We start from the raw sequence: 15,772 nt of genomic DNA on the forward strand, positions 1-15,772 counted from the left end.
CGCGGGATGCCCGGTGCGTGCGGCTGCTAGCGGAGCAATTCCACGTCGGAGACAAGCTCGATGTGCGCCAGCATGGCGTCTGCCGCTGCCGCCGCGTCCTGCGCACGCACGGCATCCGCGATCTTCCGGTGCGAAGCCAGCGACTGTTCCGGCCTTCCCGGCTGGCCCAGGGATTCCATCCTTGTTTCCAGGATCATCTCCGCGATGAAGGCCATCAGTTGTGCAAGGACAGAGGAATGCGCTGCGCCGGTGATCGCCTGGTGGAACAGCTCATCACCGTGGGTGCCGCGGTCGCCGTCACTGATTTCCTGCGCCATGACGTCCAGGGCGTTGTCGATCGCGGCGAGATCCTGCTCCGTCCGGCGTTCCGCGGCAAGGGCGGCAAGCTTCACCTCCAGGGTGCTGCGGGCTTCCACGATTTCCGGCAGCCGGCTCTGGTGTTCACGCAGGCCCTTGACCACCGAGGCGACGCTGGGCCTCCGGGCCAGGACGGCTCCGGTGCCGTGCTGCACGTCAATGACGCCAAGGACCTCAAGGGCCACAAGTGCCTGGGCGAGAGTGGCGCGGGAGACGCCCAACCGCTCGGCAAGGTCGCGCTCGGCCGGCAGCAGGTCGCCGGGCTTCAGCTGGGCTGACTCGATATAGGCAAGGATCTGTTCCACCAGCTGCTCGTACAGTCGTGGCCGCGTGACGCGTTCCAGGCCCAGCCGTGCCGTCTTCTCCACAAAGCCCTCCCTTGGGTCTACCCGTACAGAATACCGCCTTCGTCTATTGACAGATTGACTCACTGTCTAAGAGGCTAGTCCAGTGAGCCAGTAACTCATGTCACACTTTCGCTCCCTTAAGCTCCCCCAAATGGAGGACCAACGATGTCCGCTCCTGTCCTGTCCATCATCATCCTCGCGGCGATGTTCCTGCTCGCCACCGTCCTGCCCCTCAACATGGGCGCCCTCGCCTTCGTGGGCGCCTTCCTGCTGGGTGCCGTCGTGCTGGGCATGTCCACCAACGAAATCCTGGCCAACTTCCCCGGCGGCCTCTTCCTCACCATCGTCGGCGTCACCTACCTGTTCGCCATCGCCCAGAACAACGGCACCATCGACCTCCTGGTCCGGGGAGCCGTCAAGCTCGTGGGCAGCCGCGTTGCCCTCATCCCCTGGGTTATGTTCGCCATCACCGCCGTGATCACGGCCGTGGGCGCACTGTCTCCCGCCGCCGTCGCCATCATTGCCCCCATCGCCCTGAGCTTTGCCGGCAAGTACAAGATCAGCCCGCTCCTGATGGGCATGATGGTGATCCATGGCGCACAGGCCGGCGGCTTCTCACCGATCGCGGTGTACGGCGTCACCGTGAACGGCATCCTGGCCAAGACGGACCTTGCCTTCAGCCCCACCGCGCTGTTCCTGTCCAGCTTCATCTTCAACCTGGTCATCGCCGTGGTGCTCTTCGTGGTCCTGGGCGGCAGGAACCTCCTGTCCTCCAAGGTGGGGCATTTCGTGGAGCAGGCGGCAGAAGCCCGCATGTCCGTCAGCGTCGGCGCCAAGGCAGCCGGCGGTGACGTCCCCTTCAAGGGCTTCGGCTCGGGCATGTACGGACCCCGTGACCCTGCGGGTGACGGCATCGCCGCCACCAAGGAACGCAAGGACCGGATCCCGCAGCTGGTCACCATCGCCGGCCTGATCGTGCTGGCCGTCGTGGCCCTCGGCTTCAAGATGGACGTCGGCTTCGTGTCCATCACCATCGCCATCGTGCTGGCCCTTGTCTCACCCGCCGCGCAGAAGGGCGCCATCAACAAGATCAGCTGGTCCACCGTGCTGCTCATCTGCGGAATGCTGACCTTCGTCGGCGTGCTCGAGGAAGCCGGCACCATCAAATTCGTCTCCAGCGGGGTGGCCGGCATGGGGATGCCGCTGCTGGCAGCCCTGATCATCTGCTTCATCGGCGCCGTGGTGTCCGCCTTTGCCTCCTCCACCGCCATCCTGGCGGCCCTCATCCCGCTCGCCGTCCCGTTCCTCTCCACCGGCGAGATCGGCGCCGTCGGCGTCATCTGTGCCCTGGCAGTGTCAGCCACGATCGTTGACGTCTCGCCCTTCTCCACCAACGGCGCCCTGGTGCTGGCCAACGCGCCGGAGGGTGTGGACAAGGACAAGTTCTACAAGCGGATCCTCGGGTACAGCGGGGTGGTCATCGTGGCAGGTCCCATCCTGGCCTGGCTGACGCTGGTGGTCCCCGGCTGGCTCTAGCCGGCACTGCATCCGCCGCCGTACTTACGAAAGGAAACCCAGCACATGAGCACCGCCGAAACTTCCCAAGGCCCGCTGGCCGGGCACATCGTCGTCGACCTCAGTCGGGCGCTGGCCGGACCGCACGCCGGCATGATGCTGGCGGACCTCGGGGCCCGCGTCATCAAGGTGGAGAACCCCGGTACGGGCGATGACACCCGGGGGTGGGGCCCGCCCTTCGTGGGGCCCGAAGACGACCTGCAGTCCACCTACTTCATGTCCTGCAACCGCAACAAGGAATCCATCAGCCTGGACCTGAAGAGCGAAGACGGCCAGGCGGTGCTCCGCGGGCTCCTGGAGCGGGCGGATGTGGTGATCGAAAACTTCCGGCCCGGGGTCATGGACCGGCTGGGCTTCTCCACCGCGGCGATGCACGGCATTAACCCGCGCCTGGTGATCCTGTCCATTACCGGCTTTGGCCACGACGGTCCCGAATCCCAGCGCAGCGGCTACGACCAGATCCTCCAGGGTGAGGCCGGGCTGATGTCCCTGACCGGATCCGGACCGGATGATCCACAGCGCGTGGGCGTTCCCATCGCCGACCTGCTCTCCGGCATGAACGGGGCGTTTGGCGTCCTGGCGGCCCTCGTTGAGCGGAACCGGACCGGGCAGGGCAAGGTGGTGCGCACCTCGCTGCTGGCGTCCCTGATCGGAGTCCACGCCTTCCAGGGCACCAGGACCACCGTTGCCGGTGAAGTTCCGCAGGCCCAGGGCAACCACCACCCCTCCATTGCCCCCTACGGCCTGTTCAACTGCAAGGACGGCAGCGTGCAGATCAGCGTCGGCAGCGAGAAGCTGTGGCAGTCCTTTGCCGCGGCCTTTGGCCTGGATCCGGATGCCCCGGGCTTCGCCAGCAACGCCGAAAGGGTGCGGAACCGCGTGGAGGTGATTGCCGCCGTCGAACGCGCCTTCTCGGAGTACGGCGCGGTGGAACTGCTGCAAAAGCTGAACGACGCCGGGATCCCCGCAGGCAAGGTGCGCTCGCTGGACGAGGTGTACGCCTGGGAGCAGGTGGCGTCCCAGGGGCTCGTGGTGGATGTGCAGCATCCGCTGCTTGGAAAGGTCAGCCTGCCCGGGCCGCCGCTGCGGTTCTTCACGCCGGGTGATGCCGCGGAAACCACCCTGACCGAACACGACGCGCCGCCGCTGCTCAATGAGGACGGGCAGTCGATCCGGGAGTGGCTGGGGCTCACGACGGCCGGCGCCGCTGCGGCTTCCGGGGTGAAATAGCTTGGCGACGGCAGAAAAGGTGCGGCACATGAACGCCACCGAGCTCCTGGAAACCGTGGTGGACCCGGGTTCCTTTGTCTCCTGGGACACCGAGCCCCAACAGCCGGCGCTGTCCGGGGAGTACGCCGGCGATTTGGCCAGGGCGCGCGAACGCAGCGGCGCCGACGAGTCCGTCATTACCGGCGCCGGACTGATCCGGGGCCACAGGGTGGCGTTGATCGTCAGTGAATTCTCCTTCCTTGCCGGCTCGATAGGCCACGCGGCGGCGCAAAGGATTGTTGCCGCCGTCGAACGCGCCACTGCTGAAGGGCTCCCGCTGCTGGCGGGTCCTGCGTCCGGCGGCACCCGGATGCAGGAGGGGACGCTCGCGTTCCTGTCCATGGTGAAAATCACCGGCGCAGTCCGCGCACACCGGCAAGCCGGCCTTCCCTACCTTGTCTACCTGCGGCACCCCACCACAGGCGGCGTGATGGCATCCTGGGGGTCTTTGGGCCACATCAACGTCGCCGAGCCGGGCGCGCTCCTGGGCTTCCTGGGCCCGCGCGTGTACGAGGCGCTGTACGGCGAAGCGTTCCCGGAGAACGTGCAGGTGGCGGAGAACCTGTTCAGCAAGGGCCTGATCGACGGCGTGGTGGAACCCGGCGACCTGGCCGATCTGGTGGGCCGTGCGCTGGACATCCTGGCCGCGAACGGGAGTGCCGGGGGCGGAAGCGCGCCGGCGTCTGTGCCCGCCCCGCCGGAGACCCTGGACATCAGGCCGTCAACTGCTGACGCCTGGACCTCGATTGGGATTTCGCGGCGGCAGCGGCGGCCGGACCTGCGCCAGCTGCTGAGGATCGGCGCCACGGACGCGTTGCCCCTCAACGGAACCGGGCAGGGGGAAAAGGACCCGGGACTGCTGCTGGCACTGGCCCGCTTTGGCGCCCAGCCGTGCATCGTGCTGGGGCATGCGCGCCCGCTGCGGAAGGACGCCGCCGGCATGGGTCCGGGATCGCTGCGGGAGGCCCGCCGCGGCATGAAGCTGGCGGAGGAGCTGCGGCTGCCACTGCTCACGGTCATTGATACTGCCGGTGCTGCCCTCTCGCAGGAAGCGGAGGAGGGCGGCCTTGCCGGGGAAATTGCGCGCTCGCTGTACGAACTGATCGGGCTCGAATCCCCGTCGGTCTCCGTGCTGCTTGGCCAGGGCGCCGGGGGAGGGGCGCTGGCTTTGCTGCCCGCAGACCGGACCATCGCCGCCCAGCACAGCTGGCTCTCGCCCCTGCCTCCGGAGGGCGCCAGCGCCATCGTGCACCGCACCACCGCGTTCGCGCCCGCCATGGCCCAGGCGCAGGGTGTTGACGTCGCCGCACTCTATGCCAGCGGCCTGGTGGACCACATCGTGGATGAACGGGGGGACGCTTCACTGGAGCCGCGCGAGTTCTGCACCCGGATGGCGCGGGCCATCGAGTACGAACTGGGTTCGGTGGCCAATATTCCGGTACCTGACCTCGTCGCCGCCCGCGCGCGGAAGTTCGCTAGCCTGGGCGCCTTCTGAGGTCGACGGCGGCTACCTGCGTTGCCGGACCCTGTCCCGGTGGGCGTTGGAACGTAGCTGCAGGATGCGCGCGCCGCCCGCCACGGCTACCAGCACGCCGCCGGTCACGGCGGCAATGAACAGCGCCATGCCCAGCGGGACGGACCCCTCAAAGCCCAGGAACTTCACCAGGACCAGCTCCTGGTTCTGCAGGATGAAGACGATCAGCAGGATCAGGAGCACCAGGACGGCCACCACTGCGGCCCAGATGACGCCGGCGCGGGTGACTTTTCGTTCGGGGCCGGCCCCTGCCGTGGTGGCTGGACCCCTGGCGCCCGTCGTTTCCGGTACATCCGCCCGGTAAGAGGGTGCGTTGCCGTGGCCCACAGGACGTTCCGCCGGAGTTTCCGGGGGGAGGGGCTGTGCCGTGGCGTGTTCTGACTCCGGCTGCCTGTCAGGTGTAGGCGTGCCCTGTCCTGCGCTCATAGTGTCCTCTTCCCAGAATGCTAAGCATGCTTATGGTTCAACCATAGACGCCAGGGTCACCGCAGCACAACGGCCTGAACGACGAGGCGCCGCAGCGGCTGCATTTCGGCGGAGGGTTGCAGGGGGCCGTGGTGCTGGAGGGGTCCCAGCGCGGGGACCCCTCCAGTGACTCCGGCCCGGGTTGGTTTTGCCCGGGCGTCAGACCCTCTCCCTGCTCTTTTCGGCGGAGGGGGTGCGCGGCGCAGGCGTCCTGCGCCAGTTGGGGAAGGCCCAGAACGTGAATTCCTGTGCCTTGGCTGGCTTCCCGGGAGTTTCCGCAGGGATTTCCGGTTCCGCTTCAGGCTGGCGCTTGGTTTCTTTCTTTGCGCCCCACCCGAAGTCCTTATTCGATGCGTAGCACATCACAGACCTCCTTTTTGGTGACTGCCCTTTAATCGTCCTCCTGCCCGGCACTGGAGTCGAGAGCGGGGCAACGGGGGCACGTGCATGAGGCAGCAGGGCGCCGGCGCCCGTCAGCTGCTGCTGGCCACTATGTCCTGTGCCTCCTGCGGACGGTGGAACTCGCAGGCCCCCTGATGGCGGAGGGGGAGCAGGCACGTCCTGCCGGTGGGCAGGTGGACCAGGGCGCAGCGGCCGGCCATGGCGAGGTCCTCCCTGACGTTGGTGTTGCTCAGGTCTGGCCGGCCATCGGGGGCCGCCGCGTCAGTTTCGGCGCCGGTTGCGCTGGGTTCAGCATTCATGCGGGACAACTCCTCGTGGAGCATTGGTGGGTGGAGGAAACGGAATGGCGCTATACCAGTCTGGATAGCCCAGGTTACGGCTGGGTTAAGCCGCCGTTAGGTTAAGGTCAACAGCAAAGCGCCCAACTGGCCTAGTACCCCAACTGGTTCGCCACCTGGAGGAGGAGGGCTTCCGATCCCACGGGACCCACCAGCTGGATTCCCATGGGAAGTCCATTCCCGGGAAGACCGCCGGTCCAGTGCACAGAGATGGTGATGGCCGGCAGTCCGCACACATTCACCATTGAGGACCACGGCGCGTATTCGCACTGCTTCCGGTAGTCGCCGTCCGCATCCCCCGGCCACTGGGCCGACGGCCAGCGGTCACCGCCGTGCGCGGTGCCGGTGAACCAACCCACAGGCCGTGGCGTCTGTGCCAGCGCCGGCATCAGCATCAGGTCCCACTGCCCGTACTGCGCCAGGGTGTCGTGCTGGAACTGCCGCAGGAATGCCAGCGCCTCCGCGAGCTTCGCCGGGCTGCGCTGCTGGGCGCGCCGGCGGAAGGTCCGGGTCAGGGGCGCCAGCAGCGGTTCCCGGGACGGGCTGATGCGGGCAGCGCCCACTCCGGCGGTCCACGCGGTGGTGAAGGCGTCCGGGTAGCGGTTGTCGTAGCGGATGCCGGCGTCACCAAGGGTATGGCCGGCCTGTTCCAGGAGGGTTTCGCCGGCCTGGAGCGCGTCCAGGGCCTCCCGGTCCGGCGTGAATGGAAACGTGCTGGACCACGGGCTGTCCAGCGTGACGCCGATCCGGAGCCGCGGTGGCTCCTGCTTAACTGCCGAAAGGTATTGATTCCCGGGTGCCAGGACGTCCATCATCAGTGCCGCGTCCTCCGAGCTCCGCGCAAGGGGGCCCGGCGCCACCAGCCGTGCAGGGTCCCCGGCACTTTCCCCGGCGGCCACCAACCCCCGACCGGGCTTGAGTCCCACCAGGCCACAGGCGGCGGCGGGTATGCGGACTGATCCGCCGCCGTCGGTTCCGGGAGCGAAAGGCAGCAGCCCTGCTGCCACAGCGGCTGCACTGCCGCCGGAGGACCCACCCGAACTCCTGCTGGGTGCATAGGGATTGCGCGACGGCGGCGCAATGCGGTTCTCGCTGTAGGCCGTCAGTCCGAATTCGGGCACCTGCGTCTTGCCCAGCGAAATCGCGCCGGCATCCTTGAACAGGGCCACGAGGGGAGCGTCGACGGGGGCTGGTTTGTGATCCAGGGCGGCACTGCCGTGCGTGGTCACCACCCCCGCCACGTCCGTGAGGTCCTTGAACGCAACCGGTATGCCATGCATCAGGGGAAGGTCGTCGACCTCCGAACGGGAGCGCAGGGCATCCGCCGCCCGGGCCTGCTCCATGGCCTGGTCCGCCGTCACCGTAACAAAGGCGCCCAAAAGGGGGTTTTGCCGCCCGATCCGGTCCAGGAAGTGGGAAGTGACGTCAGCGGATGACACCGCTCCACTGCGAAGGAGGTCCCGCAGGGCCAGCGCCGGGAGTTCATGGAGTTCAGTCACGGTGGCACCCCCAGTGGCATCCCCTCGGCTGCGGCCCGGCGCTCCGGCCTGGACATACCGGTGGCGCGGGAAGGGCTGTCAGCTGCTGGGACATGGAAACCTCCTGGGCCTTCACCAGCCTAACCCGCAGCTTTTCCGTTGTGATCCGGGCGGAGTGGGGTGGAAGGGCTAGGCTTTAACCTGACTTTGATCCGCCAGCTCCGCCAAGACAGGACTCCGATGAGCGATTTCGATACCGTCCCCGTCCATGACGTCCCCGCTGACGCCGTGATCCTGGACGTCCGGGAGGATTACGAGTGGGTTGCCGGCCACGCTGAAGGCGCTGTCCACATTCCCATGGACCAGATTCCTTCCCGTCTGGGCGAACTGGATCCCGACGAGGATGTCTACGTCATTTGCCGCACGGGGGGCCGCTCTTTCCGCGTCGCCCAATGGCTTACCGGCCAGGGGTACACCGCCATTAATGTGTCCGGCGGAATGGACCAGTGGTTGGAATCCGGCAAGCCCCTCGTCTCGGACAACGGACTCAAGCCCCTGGTCCTTTAGTGGCCGGCACGTCCCGCACCTACGCCTTCCTGGGCCCGGAAGGCACCTTCACCGAGGCTGCCCTGCTGCAGGTGCCTGACGCCGCCCAGGCTGTCCGGTTGCCGGCGTCGAACGTCAACGCTGCCCTTGACAAGGTGCGCGACGGCTCGGCAGACGCCGCCATGGTCCCCATCGAAAACTCGGTGGAGGGCGGCGTCACCGCCACGCTGGATGCCATCGCCACCGGCCAGGAACTGCGGATCATCCGCGAGGTCCTGGTTCCCATCAGCTTCGTCCTGGTGACCCGGCCCGGGGTGCGGCTGGAGGATGTGCAGCGCGTATCCACCCACGGTCACGCGTGGGCCCAGTGCAGGCTGTGGATGGACCAGAATATAACGGGAGCGGAATATGTTCCCGGCTCCTCAACTGCCGCCGCGGCCCTGGGATTGCTGGATGGGGATGGCCACTACGACGCGGCGATCTGCGCACCGCTGGTGGCCCGGGAACATCCAGGGTTGTCGGTCCTGGCGGAGAATATCGGGGACAACCCCGGTGCGGTGACGCGCTTCATCCTGGTCAGTCGGCCTGGCGCGCTGCCGGGGCGCACCGGCGCGGACAAGACCACCGTCGTGGTCCCGCTTCCGGAGGACCGCCCCGGCGCCCTCATGGAGATCCTGGACCAGTTCGCCAGCCGCGGCGTCAACCTCAGCAGGATTGAATCCCGCCCCACAGGCCAGTACCTGGGCCACTACTTCTTCAGTATTGATGCCGACGGCCACGCCGGCGAAGCCAGGGTCGCTGACGCGCTGGCGGGGCTGCACCGCATCAGTCCGGGCACCCGCTTCCTGGGCTCGTATGCCAGGGCCGACCGGCAGGCCACGCTGGTCCCCGCACACACCTCTGACGAAGCTTTCGCAGCGGCCCGGACGTGGGTGCAATCCATACTTGCCGCGGAATCCGTCGCAGGTGAAAGCGGTTCCGGGGCTTCGCCCAAAGCGTAGGCAAATGCCTTCAGAAGTACTTCCGCGGGCTGTGGACAATGCGTATGCTTGCCTGATCCACACGGGGTATGGCCCCTGACGAAGGGAGCGGGTCATGACCAGCAGCACTGACAACGACGGCCAGGGGATGATCGTCAATCCCAAGCCCACGGGAGATAACCAGGACTGGGACGGGGACGACGCCGACCGTGCTGACCGCCTGCGCTTCGAAGAGGAGCAGGCGATGATCCGCGAGCAGTCCGAAGCCCATGCTGCTGCCAAACAAGCCCATGCGGACGCGAAAGCTGCCGCTGAGGCAGAGAAGAAGTCTGGGGCCTGACGGCGCCGACTACTGAGTCAGAGCCGCATCGCGGCACCCCTTCAGCCGTCCGCTACCGTGCGGCGTGTGCACTTCCATGCACGGGACCGCTGTCCTGTACCTGTCCTTTGACCCGGACCAGGAGTGACCGGGGCTCCACCTGGACCGTGAGCTGCGTCGCTTCCCCCGACGTGTCGCCGTCGAGCTGCGTGGGCATGGGTTCGGGGCACTTGATGACCACCTTGACTGACCGGTAGACGGTCATGATGGGCAGCTTTCCGCTGTGCTTGAACATGATCTTCACGTACATCAGCAGCCAGCCCAGCGCGCTGCGGGGACTCATGACCACGACGTCGAGCATGCCGTCGTCGATCATGGCCTGCGGTATGAAATCAATGCCGCCGGGGACCAGTCCACAGTTGGCGAAAAGCACGCTCCGGATGTTCCGGACCTGCTCCGGACTGCCATCCAGGGCGATGGAGACCTTTTTCCGCCGGCCCGGAAGGTGGCGCACGCCCGCCTCGGTGTAGGCGAGCCAGCCCACGGCTTTCTTCAGCCCCGCATTGGTGTCGGCCAGGACTTCGGCGTCCATGCCTATTCCGGCGATCACCAGGAAGACGTGCTCCGAGTAGTGGCCGGTGCGGGAGTTCTCGATGGCCATCCGGGCGGTGTCGATGTACCGCTGGCGGCCGAAAAGCGCGGTCTGGACACTGCTGTGGAGGTCGTTCACATCCAGATCCACGTTCCGGGCCAGCAGGTTTCCCGTGCCCAGCGGAATCAGGCCCATGGCAATGCCGGTGTGCGCGAGGGCCTCCGCCACCACGCGGACGGTGCCGTCGCCACCGCCCACCAGGACGACGTCGGGCTTTCCCGCCAACGCAGCCTGCATCTGCGAAAAGCCCGGGTCCTCGGCCGTCGTCTCGAAAAAGACCGGTTCCTCCCAGCCGGCGGCCAGGCAGGCCCTGTGGATCATTCCCCTTGCTTCGTCGGCCCGCGTCTTAATGGGATTCAGGATTACGGCCACCCGCTGCTGCGCCAGCCCAGAGTCGTAGGAATCACCGGCCACCGTACTGCGCACATGCAGCGCCTTGAGGCGGCGCACCCCCCACCAGCTGGACGTGGCGAAGGCAAGCGCCACCGCAATCAGCACGTAGAGAATCCAGTCGCTCATGGTGCTTCAACAGTAGCCCGGCGCACGGCGGGCCGCGGCACGGAGCCGCACGCCCGCCGTCGTGCAGTGAATTGGATACCCTTGTCTGGTGATCGACGTAAAAGACCTCAGCGAAAACCCGGACAAGTTCCGTGCCAGCCAGCGCGCCCGCGGCGCGGACGAATCAGTGGTGGACGCGATCATCTCCGCGGATTCCGCCCGCCGTGCCGCCCTGCTCCGCTTCGAGAACCTCCGCGCGGAGCAGAACGTGTTCGGCAAGAAGGTGGCGAAGGCGAAGGGAGAGGAGAAGCAGGCCCTGCTGGCCGAGGTCAAGGAACTGGCCAATTCGGTCAAGGCGGCCTCCGCAGAGGCCGATGCCGCCCAGACCAAGCAGGAAGAACTGCTGCGCACCATCCCCAACCTGGTGGAGGACGGCGTTCCTGAAGGCGGTGAGGACGACTACGTGGTGGTCAAGACCGTTGGCACCCCGCGCGAATTCCCTGACTTCGAGCCGAAGGACCACCTGGAGATCGGCGAGCTGATCGGTGCCATCGACATGGAACGCGGCGCCAAGGTTTCCGGCGCGCGCTTCTACTTCCTGCGCGGCGTGGGTGCCCGGCTGGAGATGGCACTGCTGCAGATGGCCATGGACCAGGCCATCGAGGCCGGCTTCGTCCCCATGATCACCCCCACCCTGGTGCGCCCCGAGACCATGCAGGGCACCGGTTTCGATGTAAAGCACGACGCCGAGATCTACCGTCTTGCCGAAGACGACCTTTACCTTGTGGGCACCTCAGAGGTGGCACTGGCCGGATACCACGCCGACGAGATCCTCGACTTCTCCGCCGGCCCCATCCGCTACGCGGGCCAGAGCTCCTGCTACCGCCGTGAGGCCGGATCCCACGGCAAGGACACCCGCGGCATCATCCGCGTGCACCAGTTCAACAAGGTGGAGATGTTCATCTACACCACCGTTGAAGAGGCCGCCGCCGAGCACCAGCGACTCCTGGCCTGGGAAGAGGAAATGCTGGCCAAGTGCGAGCTGCCGTACCGGGTCATCGACACCGCGGCCGGCGACCTCGGCACCTCCGCGGCCCGCAAGTACGACTGTGAAGCCTGGGTCCCCACGCAGAACGCCTACCGCGAGCTGACCTCCACCTCCAACTGCACCACGTTCCAGGCCCGCCGCCTGAACATCCGTGAGCGTGTGGTGAACGCGGAGGGCGTCTCCAAGGGCACCCGCGCCGTGGCCACGCTGAACGGCACCCTCGCCACCACCCGCTGGATCGTGGCGCTGCTGGAGCACCACCAGAACGCGGACGGCTCCGTGAACGTACCGAAGGCCCTGCAGAAGTACCTGGGCGGCCTCGAGGTCCTCCCGGTCCTCTAGCGGTCCACTCATAAGCTTGTTCGCGGATCCGAACCTACGTGGTTCTGATCCGCGGACCAGCTGAGGTCCGGCTCGTGATTGTCCACATGCAGGCGCTGGCCCCCCATCCCTGCTTCCGCTGTCGCGCATCATGATGGCATGGATGTACCGCCGGGACTGATTGATACTGCCGCCATTCTCCGCACGGGCGCCGGCACGGACCACGTGCACCGTGCCTTTAAAGCGGGGCAACTGGTGCGGATTCGCCGGGGTTTCTACGTTCCCACCGAAGACTGGCTTCGTGCACTGCCCTCCCGGCGCTTCGAATGGACGACGACGGCAGTTGCCAGATCAGTCAAAGGTGCAGTTCTGTGCGGGCTTACGGCAGCAGTGGCCAGTGGGTTGCCAACGCTTGGAACGCCGCCCTGCGTGGAACTGGCCACCACGCTTCCCGGCCGCAGCGGCATCCGAAACTCGCCGCTGTTGGTACTGGGCGGGGACGATTCCGCCGGGAACGTACGCCGCACACGTTCCTATCCGCTTCGGTACCGCCTCATGACCGGGTTCAATGCCGTGCCCTTTGGCGAGTTCCTCTGTTCAGGGCTCATCCAGACCACCGTGGACGTACTGGGCTCAGCGGAGCTTAGCCAGGCCTTGGTGCTCGCAGACGGGGCCGCCCGCAGACTACTCGCAGATGGCGAGCTGGAGCAGGGTGTCAGCCTCCTGTCCGTGCCGGAAATTGCCGCCGGCATAGCCGCCCTTCCTTCCGCAGCTGCCCGGTGCCGCGCGGAGCGGGCGGCCAGCCTTGCCAGCCCGCAGCCGGAGTCTGTTGGGGAGTCCTACAGCCGTGCCGTCTTTGAATTCCTCGGCTTTGAGCAACCGGTCCTTCAGCAGGTCTTCAGGGATGGTACCGGCTTCATCGGCAGGAGTGACTTCTGGTGGCCCCGGCAAGGCGTGGTGGGTGAGTTCGACGGCAAAGGGAAGTACGTGGAGTTGGCCCGGCGGGACGGGATCACCGCAGAGGAGGCTGTTTACCGGGAGAAGCTCCGCGAAGACCGGATCCGTGCACTCGGCCATGGTTTCGTCCGGTGGCGGTGGGCAGACCTGACGGACCCAAACAAGCTGCGTCACAAGCTCCTCGCCGCAGGCCTGCGTCCGCGCTCGTAGCGTCCCGCCGCCGGAATCAGAGCCTTGTTCGCCAATCAGAACGCTGAAGGCGCGGATGTGCGAACAAGGTTGGGATTCGAGGAACCAAGTGCCCTCCTCACGGACAGGATCGCTCAGAGCCGGGGTGAACGAACGCGCCGGCAAGCGCATCGAATGTGGAAACCGCCGTGTTAACCAACAGTTCAATAAACCTGTGGTCCGCGTCCTAGCGCGTGTCAGTTAGGTCTGGTTCACTATGTGGATGACAACGCTGACTGAAACCTCAGTCGCCGGCAACGATGACCGGCGAGACAACAATCGAGACTACAACCAGAACAACATCGGCTTTGCCGGTGTCGACCGGAAGTTCATGGTCGCCCTGGACGTGGACGGGACCCTGGTCAACCACGACGGGCATATGTCCCCTGGCGTACGGGAAGCCGCGCAGGCCGTCGTGGCCGCCGGGCACGAGGTGATGATCGCCACCGGCCGCTCCCTGAACGCCACGCTTCCCATCATCGAGAAAATTGGCATCGAGCGCGGGTACGCCGTCTGCTGCAACGGCGGCGTGACCCTTCGGCTCCACCCGGAACTGGAAAACGGCTACGAGGTCATCCACAAAGCCACCTTTGATCCCGCGCCGGCGCTGCGTGCCCTCCGCGAACGGCTTCCGTCCGCCAAGTATGCGCTGGAGGACGCAGACGGCAACTTCCTCTCCACCGAGCGGTTCCAGGATGCCAGCTTCGGCGTGGAGGCGGTGGGCGTTGACTTCCACACCATGCTGGAGGCAACAGCCGTCCGCGTGGTGGTGTTCAGCACCGAAAACACGCCCGAGGAGTTCAACGAGGCCATCAACCACGTGGGCCTCGCGGGGGTGACCTACTCCGTGGGCTGGACTGCGTGGCTGGACATAGCCGCTGCGGGTGTGACCAAGGCCAGCGCCCTGGAAAACCTCAGGCTCCGCCTCGGCTTTGAAGAACACCTGACGGTTGCGGTGGGGGACGGCCGGAACGACATCGAAATGCTCACCTGGGCCGGCCGCGGCGTCGCCATGGGGCAGGCCCCGGCGGAAGTGGTCGCCGCAGCGGACGAGGTCACCCACTCAGTGCACGACGACGGCGCCGCCCACGTGCTGCGCAGCCTCCTTTAGGGCGCTGAAGGCACCGTCCGCTGCCGCGATTCCGGTGCGGGCCTGGAGCCAAGGCAGAATAGAGGCATGACCCTTACGACGTTCGCCCTCGTCCGCCATGGCCAGACCGACTGGAATGCCGAGCGCCGGCTGCAGGGATCAACCGACATCCCCCTGAACGACGTGGGGCGCGGCCAGGCGCGTGACGCCGTCGGCATCCTGGCGCCGTACGAATGGGACGCAATCGTCTCCTCCCCGCTGAGCCGTGCTGCTGAGACCGCGGACCTGATCGCCGAAGGACTCGGGCTCACAGTGGTCCGGCGCGTCCCGGAGCTGACCGAGCGCAGCTTCGGCCCGGCCGAAGGGATGCAGGCCGGCCCCGAGTTGGAGGCGCTGCGCGTGCCAGGCGGGTTCAAGGGTGCGGAAAGCGAAGACGAGGCCGCCGACCGCGGGCTTGCGGCGCTCGAAGGCCTGGCGGAGGAGTTCCGCGGGCAGCGGCTCCTGGTGGTCACCCACGGCACCCTGCTGCGCGTCAGCCTCAGCCGCGCCATCGGCCAGACCCTGGCCAGCGTGGACAATGCTGCCCTCAACCTGGCGCACCACCACGCGATCGATGGCTGGAAGCTGGAGTACTTCAACGGCGAGCCGGTCCTGGCCACCACCGGGAGCTAAGGGCCAGAAACAGCCCCGGCAGTAATTGACGACGGCGGGACCCGGCTCAGGCGGTCAACCTGCCGGCAGTCAGCCCACCGCGAGGATCAGCCCCAGCAGTCTCGCGGCAGCGGGCCGGGCGGCGTGTTCCTCATTCCACTGTGCCCGTGCCACCGCTTTGCTCACGGCCTGGGTGGTGATGCCCAGTTCCTGCGCCACTGCCTTCTGCTGTCCGCGGACCCCGGGGGTCAGCAGGTCCAGCACGCGCCATTCCGCGCCCGACCGGTCCCGCACGATGTGGCCCAGCAGCCGCAGGACTGCCTCGGCGTCGTGGGCAACGTCGGCCAGCGGACCCTCCACCGCAACCGGCACCCGCTCCTTGCTGCTGCGGAGCCGGTCCACGGCCCGGCGGGCATAGACCAGGCCGTGCCCGGACGCGTCCTTGATCTGGTTGGGCAGCGGCTCGTTCACGGGCCCTGCTCCGATTCCCACGTACCAGTGCCCGCTCCGCAGTGCGATCAGCGCGGCGTCCACGGCCTGGTGTGGGCAGTCGACGATCCCCTGGACTTCGTCCTCGACCGACCTGTCAAAATCCAGGCGCGCGGGAATGTGCCGCAGCGCCTTAAGCAGCTGCGGCACCTGGTCGCCGTCGCGACGGCTGTCCGTCTGGTTGATGGTCAGGGTGAACATTCTGGGTCCACACTACCCGGAAGTAGG

General features: G+C 66.9%; 16 protein-coding genes. 10 read left to right on the forward strand and 6 right to left on the reverse strand.

Annotated features, from left to right (window positions below; genetic code table 11):
• Positions 1 to 26: 26 nt before the first annotated feature.
• Positions 27 to 725 carry a FadR/GntR family transcriptional regulator gene (locus ACWRN3_RS08465; RefSeq protein WP_324643778.1) on the reverse strand — a complete coding sequence of 233 codons (699 nt, stop codon included), beginning with the start codon at positions 723 to 725 and terminating at the stop codon, positions 27 to 29.
• A 144-nt stretch (positions 726 to 869) separates the two neighbouring features.
• Between ACWRN3_RS08465 and ACWRN3_RS08470 the strand changes: the two genes are divergently transcribed.
• The 3 genes from ACWRN3_RS08470 to ACWRN3_RS08480 are packed head-to-tail and all read left to right on the forward strand — an operon-like array spanning position 870 to position 5,043.
• Entirely contained in the window at positions 870 to 2,240 is a 1,371-nt protein-coding gene (locus ACWRN3_RS08470) for an SLC13 family permease (protein ID WP_159634477.1), read from the forward strand.
• 45 nt (positions 2,241 to 2,285) lie between these two features.
• A complete protein-coding gene (locus ACWRN3_RS08475; RefSeq protein WP_324643779.1) occupies positions 2,286 to 3,509 on the forward strand; it encodes a CaiB/BaiF CoA transferase family protein in 1,224 nt (407 codons plus the stop codon).
• Between the two features lies 1 nt (position 3,510).
• On the forward strand, positions 3,511 to 5,043 hold the full coding sequence (locus ACWRN3_RS08480) for an acetyl-CoA carboxylase carboxyltransferase subunit alpha/beta (RefSeq protein WP_255174020.1): 1,533 nt from the start codon (positions 3,511 to 3,513) through the stop codon (positions 5,041 to 5,043).
• 12 nt (positions 5,044 to 5,055) lie between these two features.
• On the opposite strand, the gene ACWRN3_RS08485 is transcribed toward ACWRN3_RS08480, so the two are convergent.
• From ACWRN3_RS08485 to ACWRN3_RS08495, 3 genes are all read right to left on the reverse strand, one after another.
• Positions 5,056 to 5,508, reverse strand: coding sequence for a LapA family protein (locus ACWRN3_RS08485; protein ID WP_476740362.1), 453 nt, complete (start codon positions 5,506 to 5,508; stop codon positions 5,056 to 5,058).
• A 512-nt stretch (positions 5,509 to 6,020) separates the two neighbouring features.
• Positions 6,021 to 6,248, reverse strand: coding sequence for a hypothetical protein (locus ACWRN3_RS08490; RefSeq protein ID WP_324643781.1), 228 nt, complete (start codon positions 6,246 to 6,248; stop codon positions 6,021 to 6,023).
• Positions 6,249 to 6,379: 131 nt separating this feature from the next.
• The gene (locus tag ACWRN3_RS08495; RefSeq protein ID WP_476740363.1) at positions 6,380 to 7,786 is read right to left on the reverse strand and encodes an amidase; all 1,407 of its coding nucleotides are present in this window, start codon (positions 7,784 to 7,786) and stop codon (positions 6,380 to 6,382) included.
• Positions 7,787 to 8,005: 219 nt separating this feature from the next.
• Between ACWRN3_RS08495 and ACWRN3_RS08500 the strand changes: the two genes are divergently transcribed.
• The 3 genes from ACWRN3_RS08500 to ACWRN3_RS08510 all read left to right on the forward strand — a co-directional run bounded on the left by ACWRN3_RS08500 (position 8,006) and on the right by ACWRN3_RS08510 (position 9,631).
• Positions 8,006 to 8,332, forward strand: coding sequence for a rhodanese-like domain-containing protein (locus ACWRN3_RS08500; protein WP_255174023.1), 327 nt, complete (start codon positions 8,006 to 8,008; stop codon positions 8,330 to 8,332).
• Entirely contained in the window at positions 8,332 to 9,312 is a 981-nt protein-coding gene (gene pheA, locus ACWRN3_RS08505; protein WP_476740364.1) for a prephenate dehydratase, read from the forward strand. Before ACWRN3_RS08500 ends, pheA begins: the two co-directional genes overlap by 1 nt.
• Before the next feature lie 94 nt (positions 9,313 to 9,406).
• Positions 9,407 to 9,631 carry a hypothetical protein gene (locus ACWRN3_RS08510; protein ID WP_159634453.1) on the forward strand — a complete coding sequence of 75 codons (225 nt, stop codon included), beginning with the start codon at positions 9,407 to 9,409 and terminating at the stop codon, positions 9,629 to 9,631.
• Positions 9,632 to 9,683: 52 nt separating this feature from the next.
• On the opposite strand, the gene ACWRN3_RS08515 is transcribed toward ACWRN3_RS08510, so the two are convergent.
• The gene (locus tag ACWRN3_RS08515) at positions 9,684 to 10,781 is read right to left on the reverse strand and encodes a diacylglycerol/lipid kinase family protein (RefSeq protein ID WP_476740365.1); all 1,098 of its coding nucleotides are present in this window, start codon (positions 10,779 to 10,781) and stop codon (positions 9,684 to 9,686) included.
• A gap of 88 nt (positions 10,782 to 10,869) precedes the next feature.
• Between ACWRN3_RS08515 and serS the strand changes: the two genes are divergently transcribed.
• The 4 genes from serS to ACWRN3_RS08535 all read left to right on the forward strand — a co-directional run bounded on the left by serS (position 10,870) and on the right by ACWRN3_RS08535 (position 15,076).
• Positions 10,870 to 12,150 (forward strand): serine--tRNA ligase, encoded by a 1,281-nt coding sequence (gene serS, locus ACWRN3_RS08520; RefSeq protein ID WP_255174026.1) that lies wholly within the window; start codon positions 10,870 to 10,872, stop codon positions 12,148 to 12,150.
• Between the two features lie 138 nt (positions 12,151 to 12,288).
• Complete coding sequence (locus ACWRN3_RS08525; RefSeq protein ID WP_476740366.1) at positions 12,289 to 13,296, forward strand: hypothetical protein; 1,008 nt, start codon at positions 12,289 to 12,291, stop codon at positions 13,294 to 13,296.
• A gap of 241 nt (positions 13,297 to 13,537) precedes the next feature.
• Positions 13,538 to 14,425 carry an HAD family hydrolase gene (locus tag ACWRN3_RS08530; RefSeq protein ID WP_324643785.1) on the forward strand — a complete coding sequence of 296 codons (888 nt, stop codon included), beginning with the start codon at positions 13,538 to 13,540 and terminating at the stop codon, positions 14,423 to 14,425.
• Positions 14,426 to 14,491: 66 nt separating this feature from the next.
• Positions 14,492 to 15,076, forward strand: coding sequence for a histidine phosphatase family protein (locus ACWRN3_RS08535; RefSeq protein ID WP_255174029.1), 585 nt, complete (start codon positions 14,492 to 14,494; stop codon positions 15,074 to 15,076).
• A gap of 69 nt (positions 15,077 to 15,145) precedes the next feature.
• On the opposite strand, the gene ACWRN3_RS08540 is transcribed toward ACWRN3_RS08535, so the two are convergent.
• Positions 15,146 to 15,745, reverse strand: a complete 600-nt coding sequence (locus ACWRN3_RS08540) for a hypothetical protein (RefSeq protein WP_476740367.1) — start codon at positions 15,743 to 15,745, stop codon at positions 15,146 to 15,148.
• Positions 15,746 to 15,772 lie beyond the last annotated feature (27 nt).

This window comes from Pseudarthrobacter sp. rb, assembly GCF_056389225.1.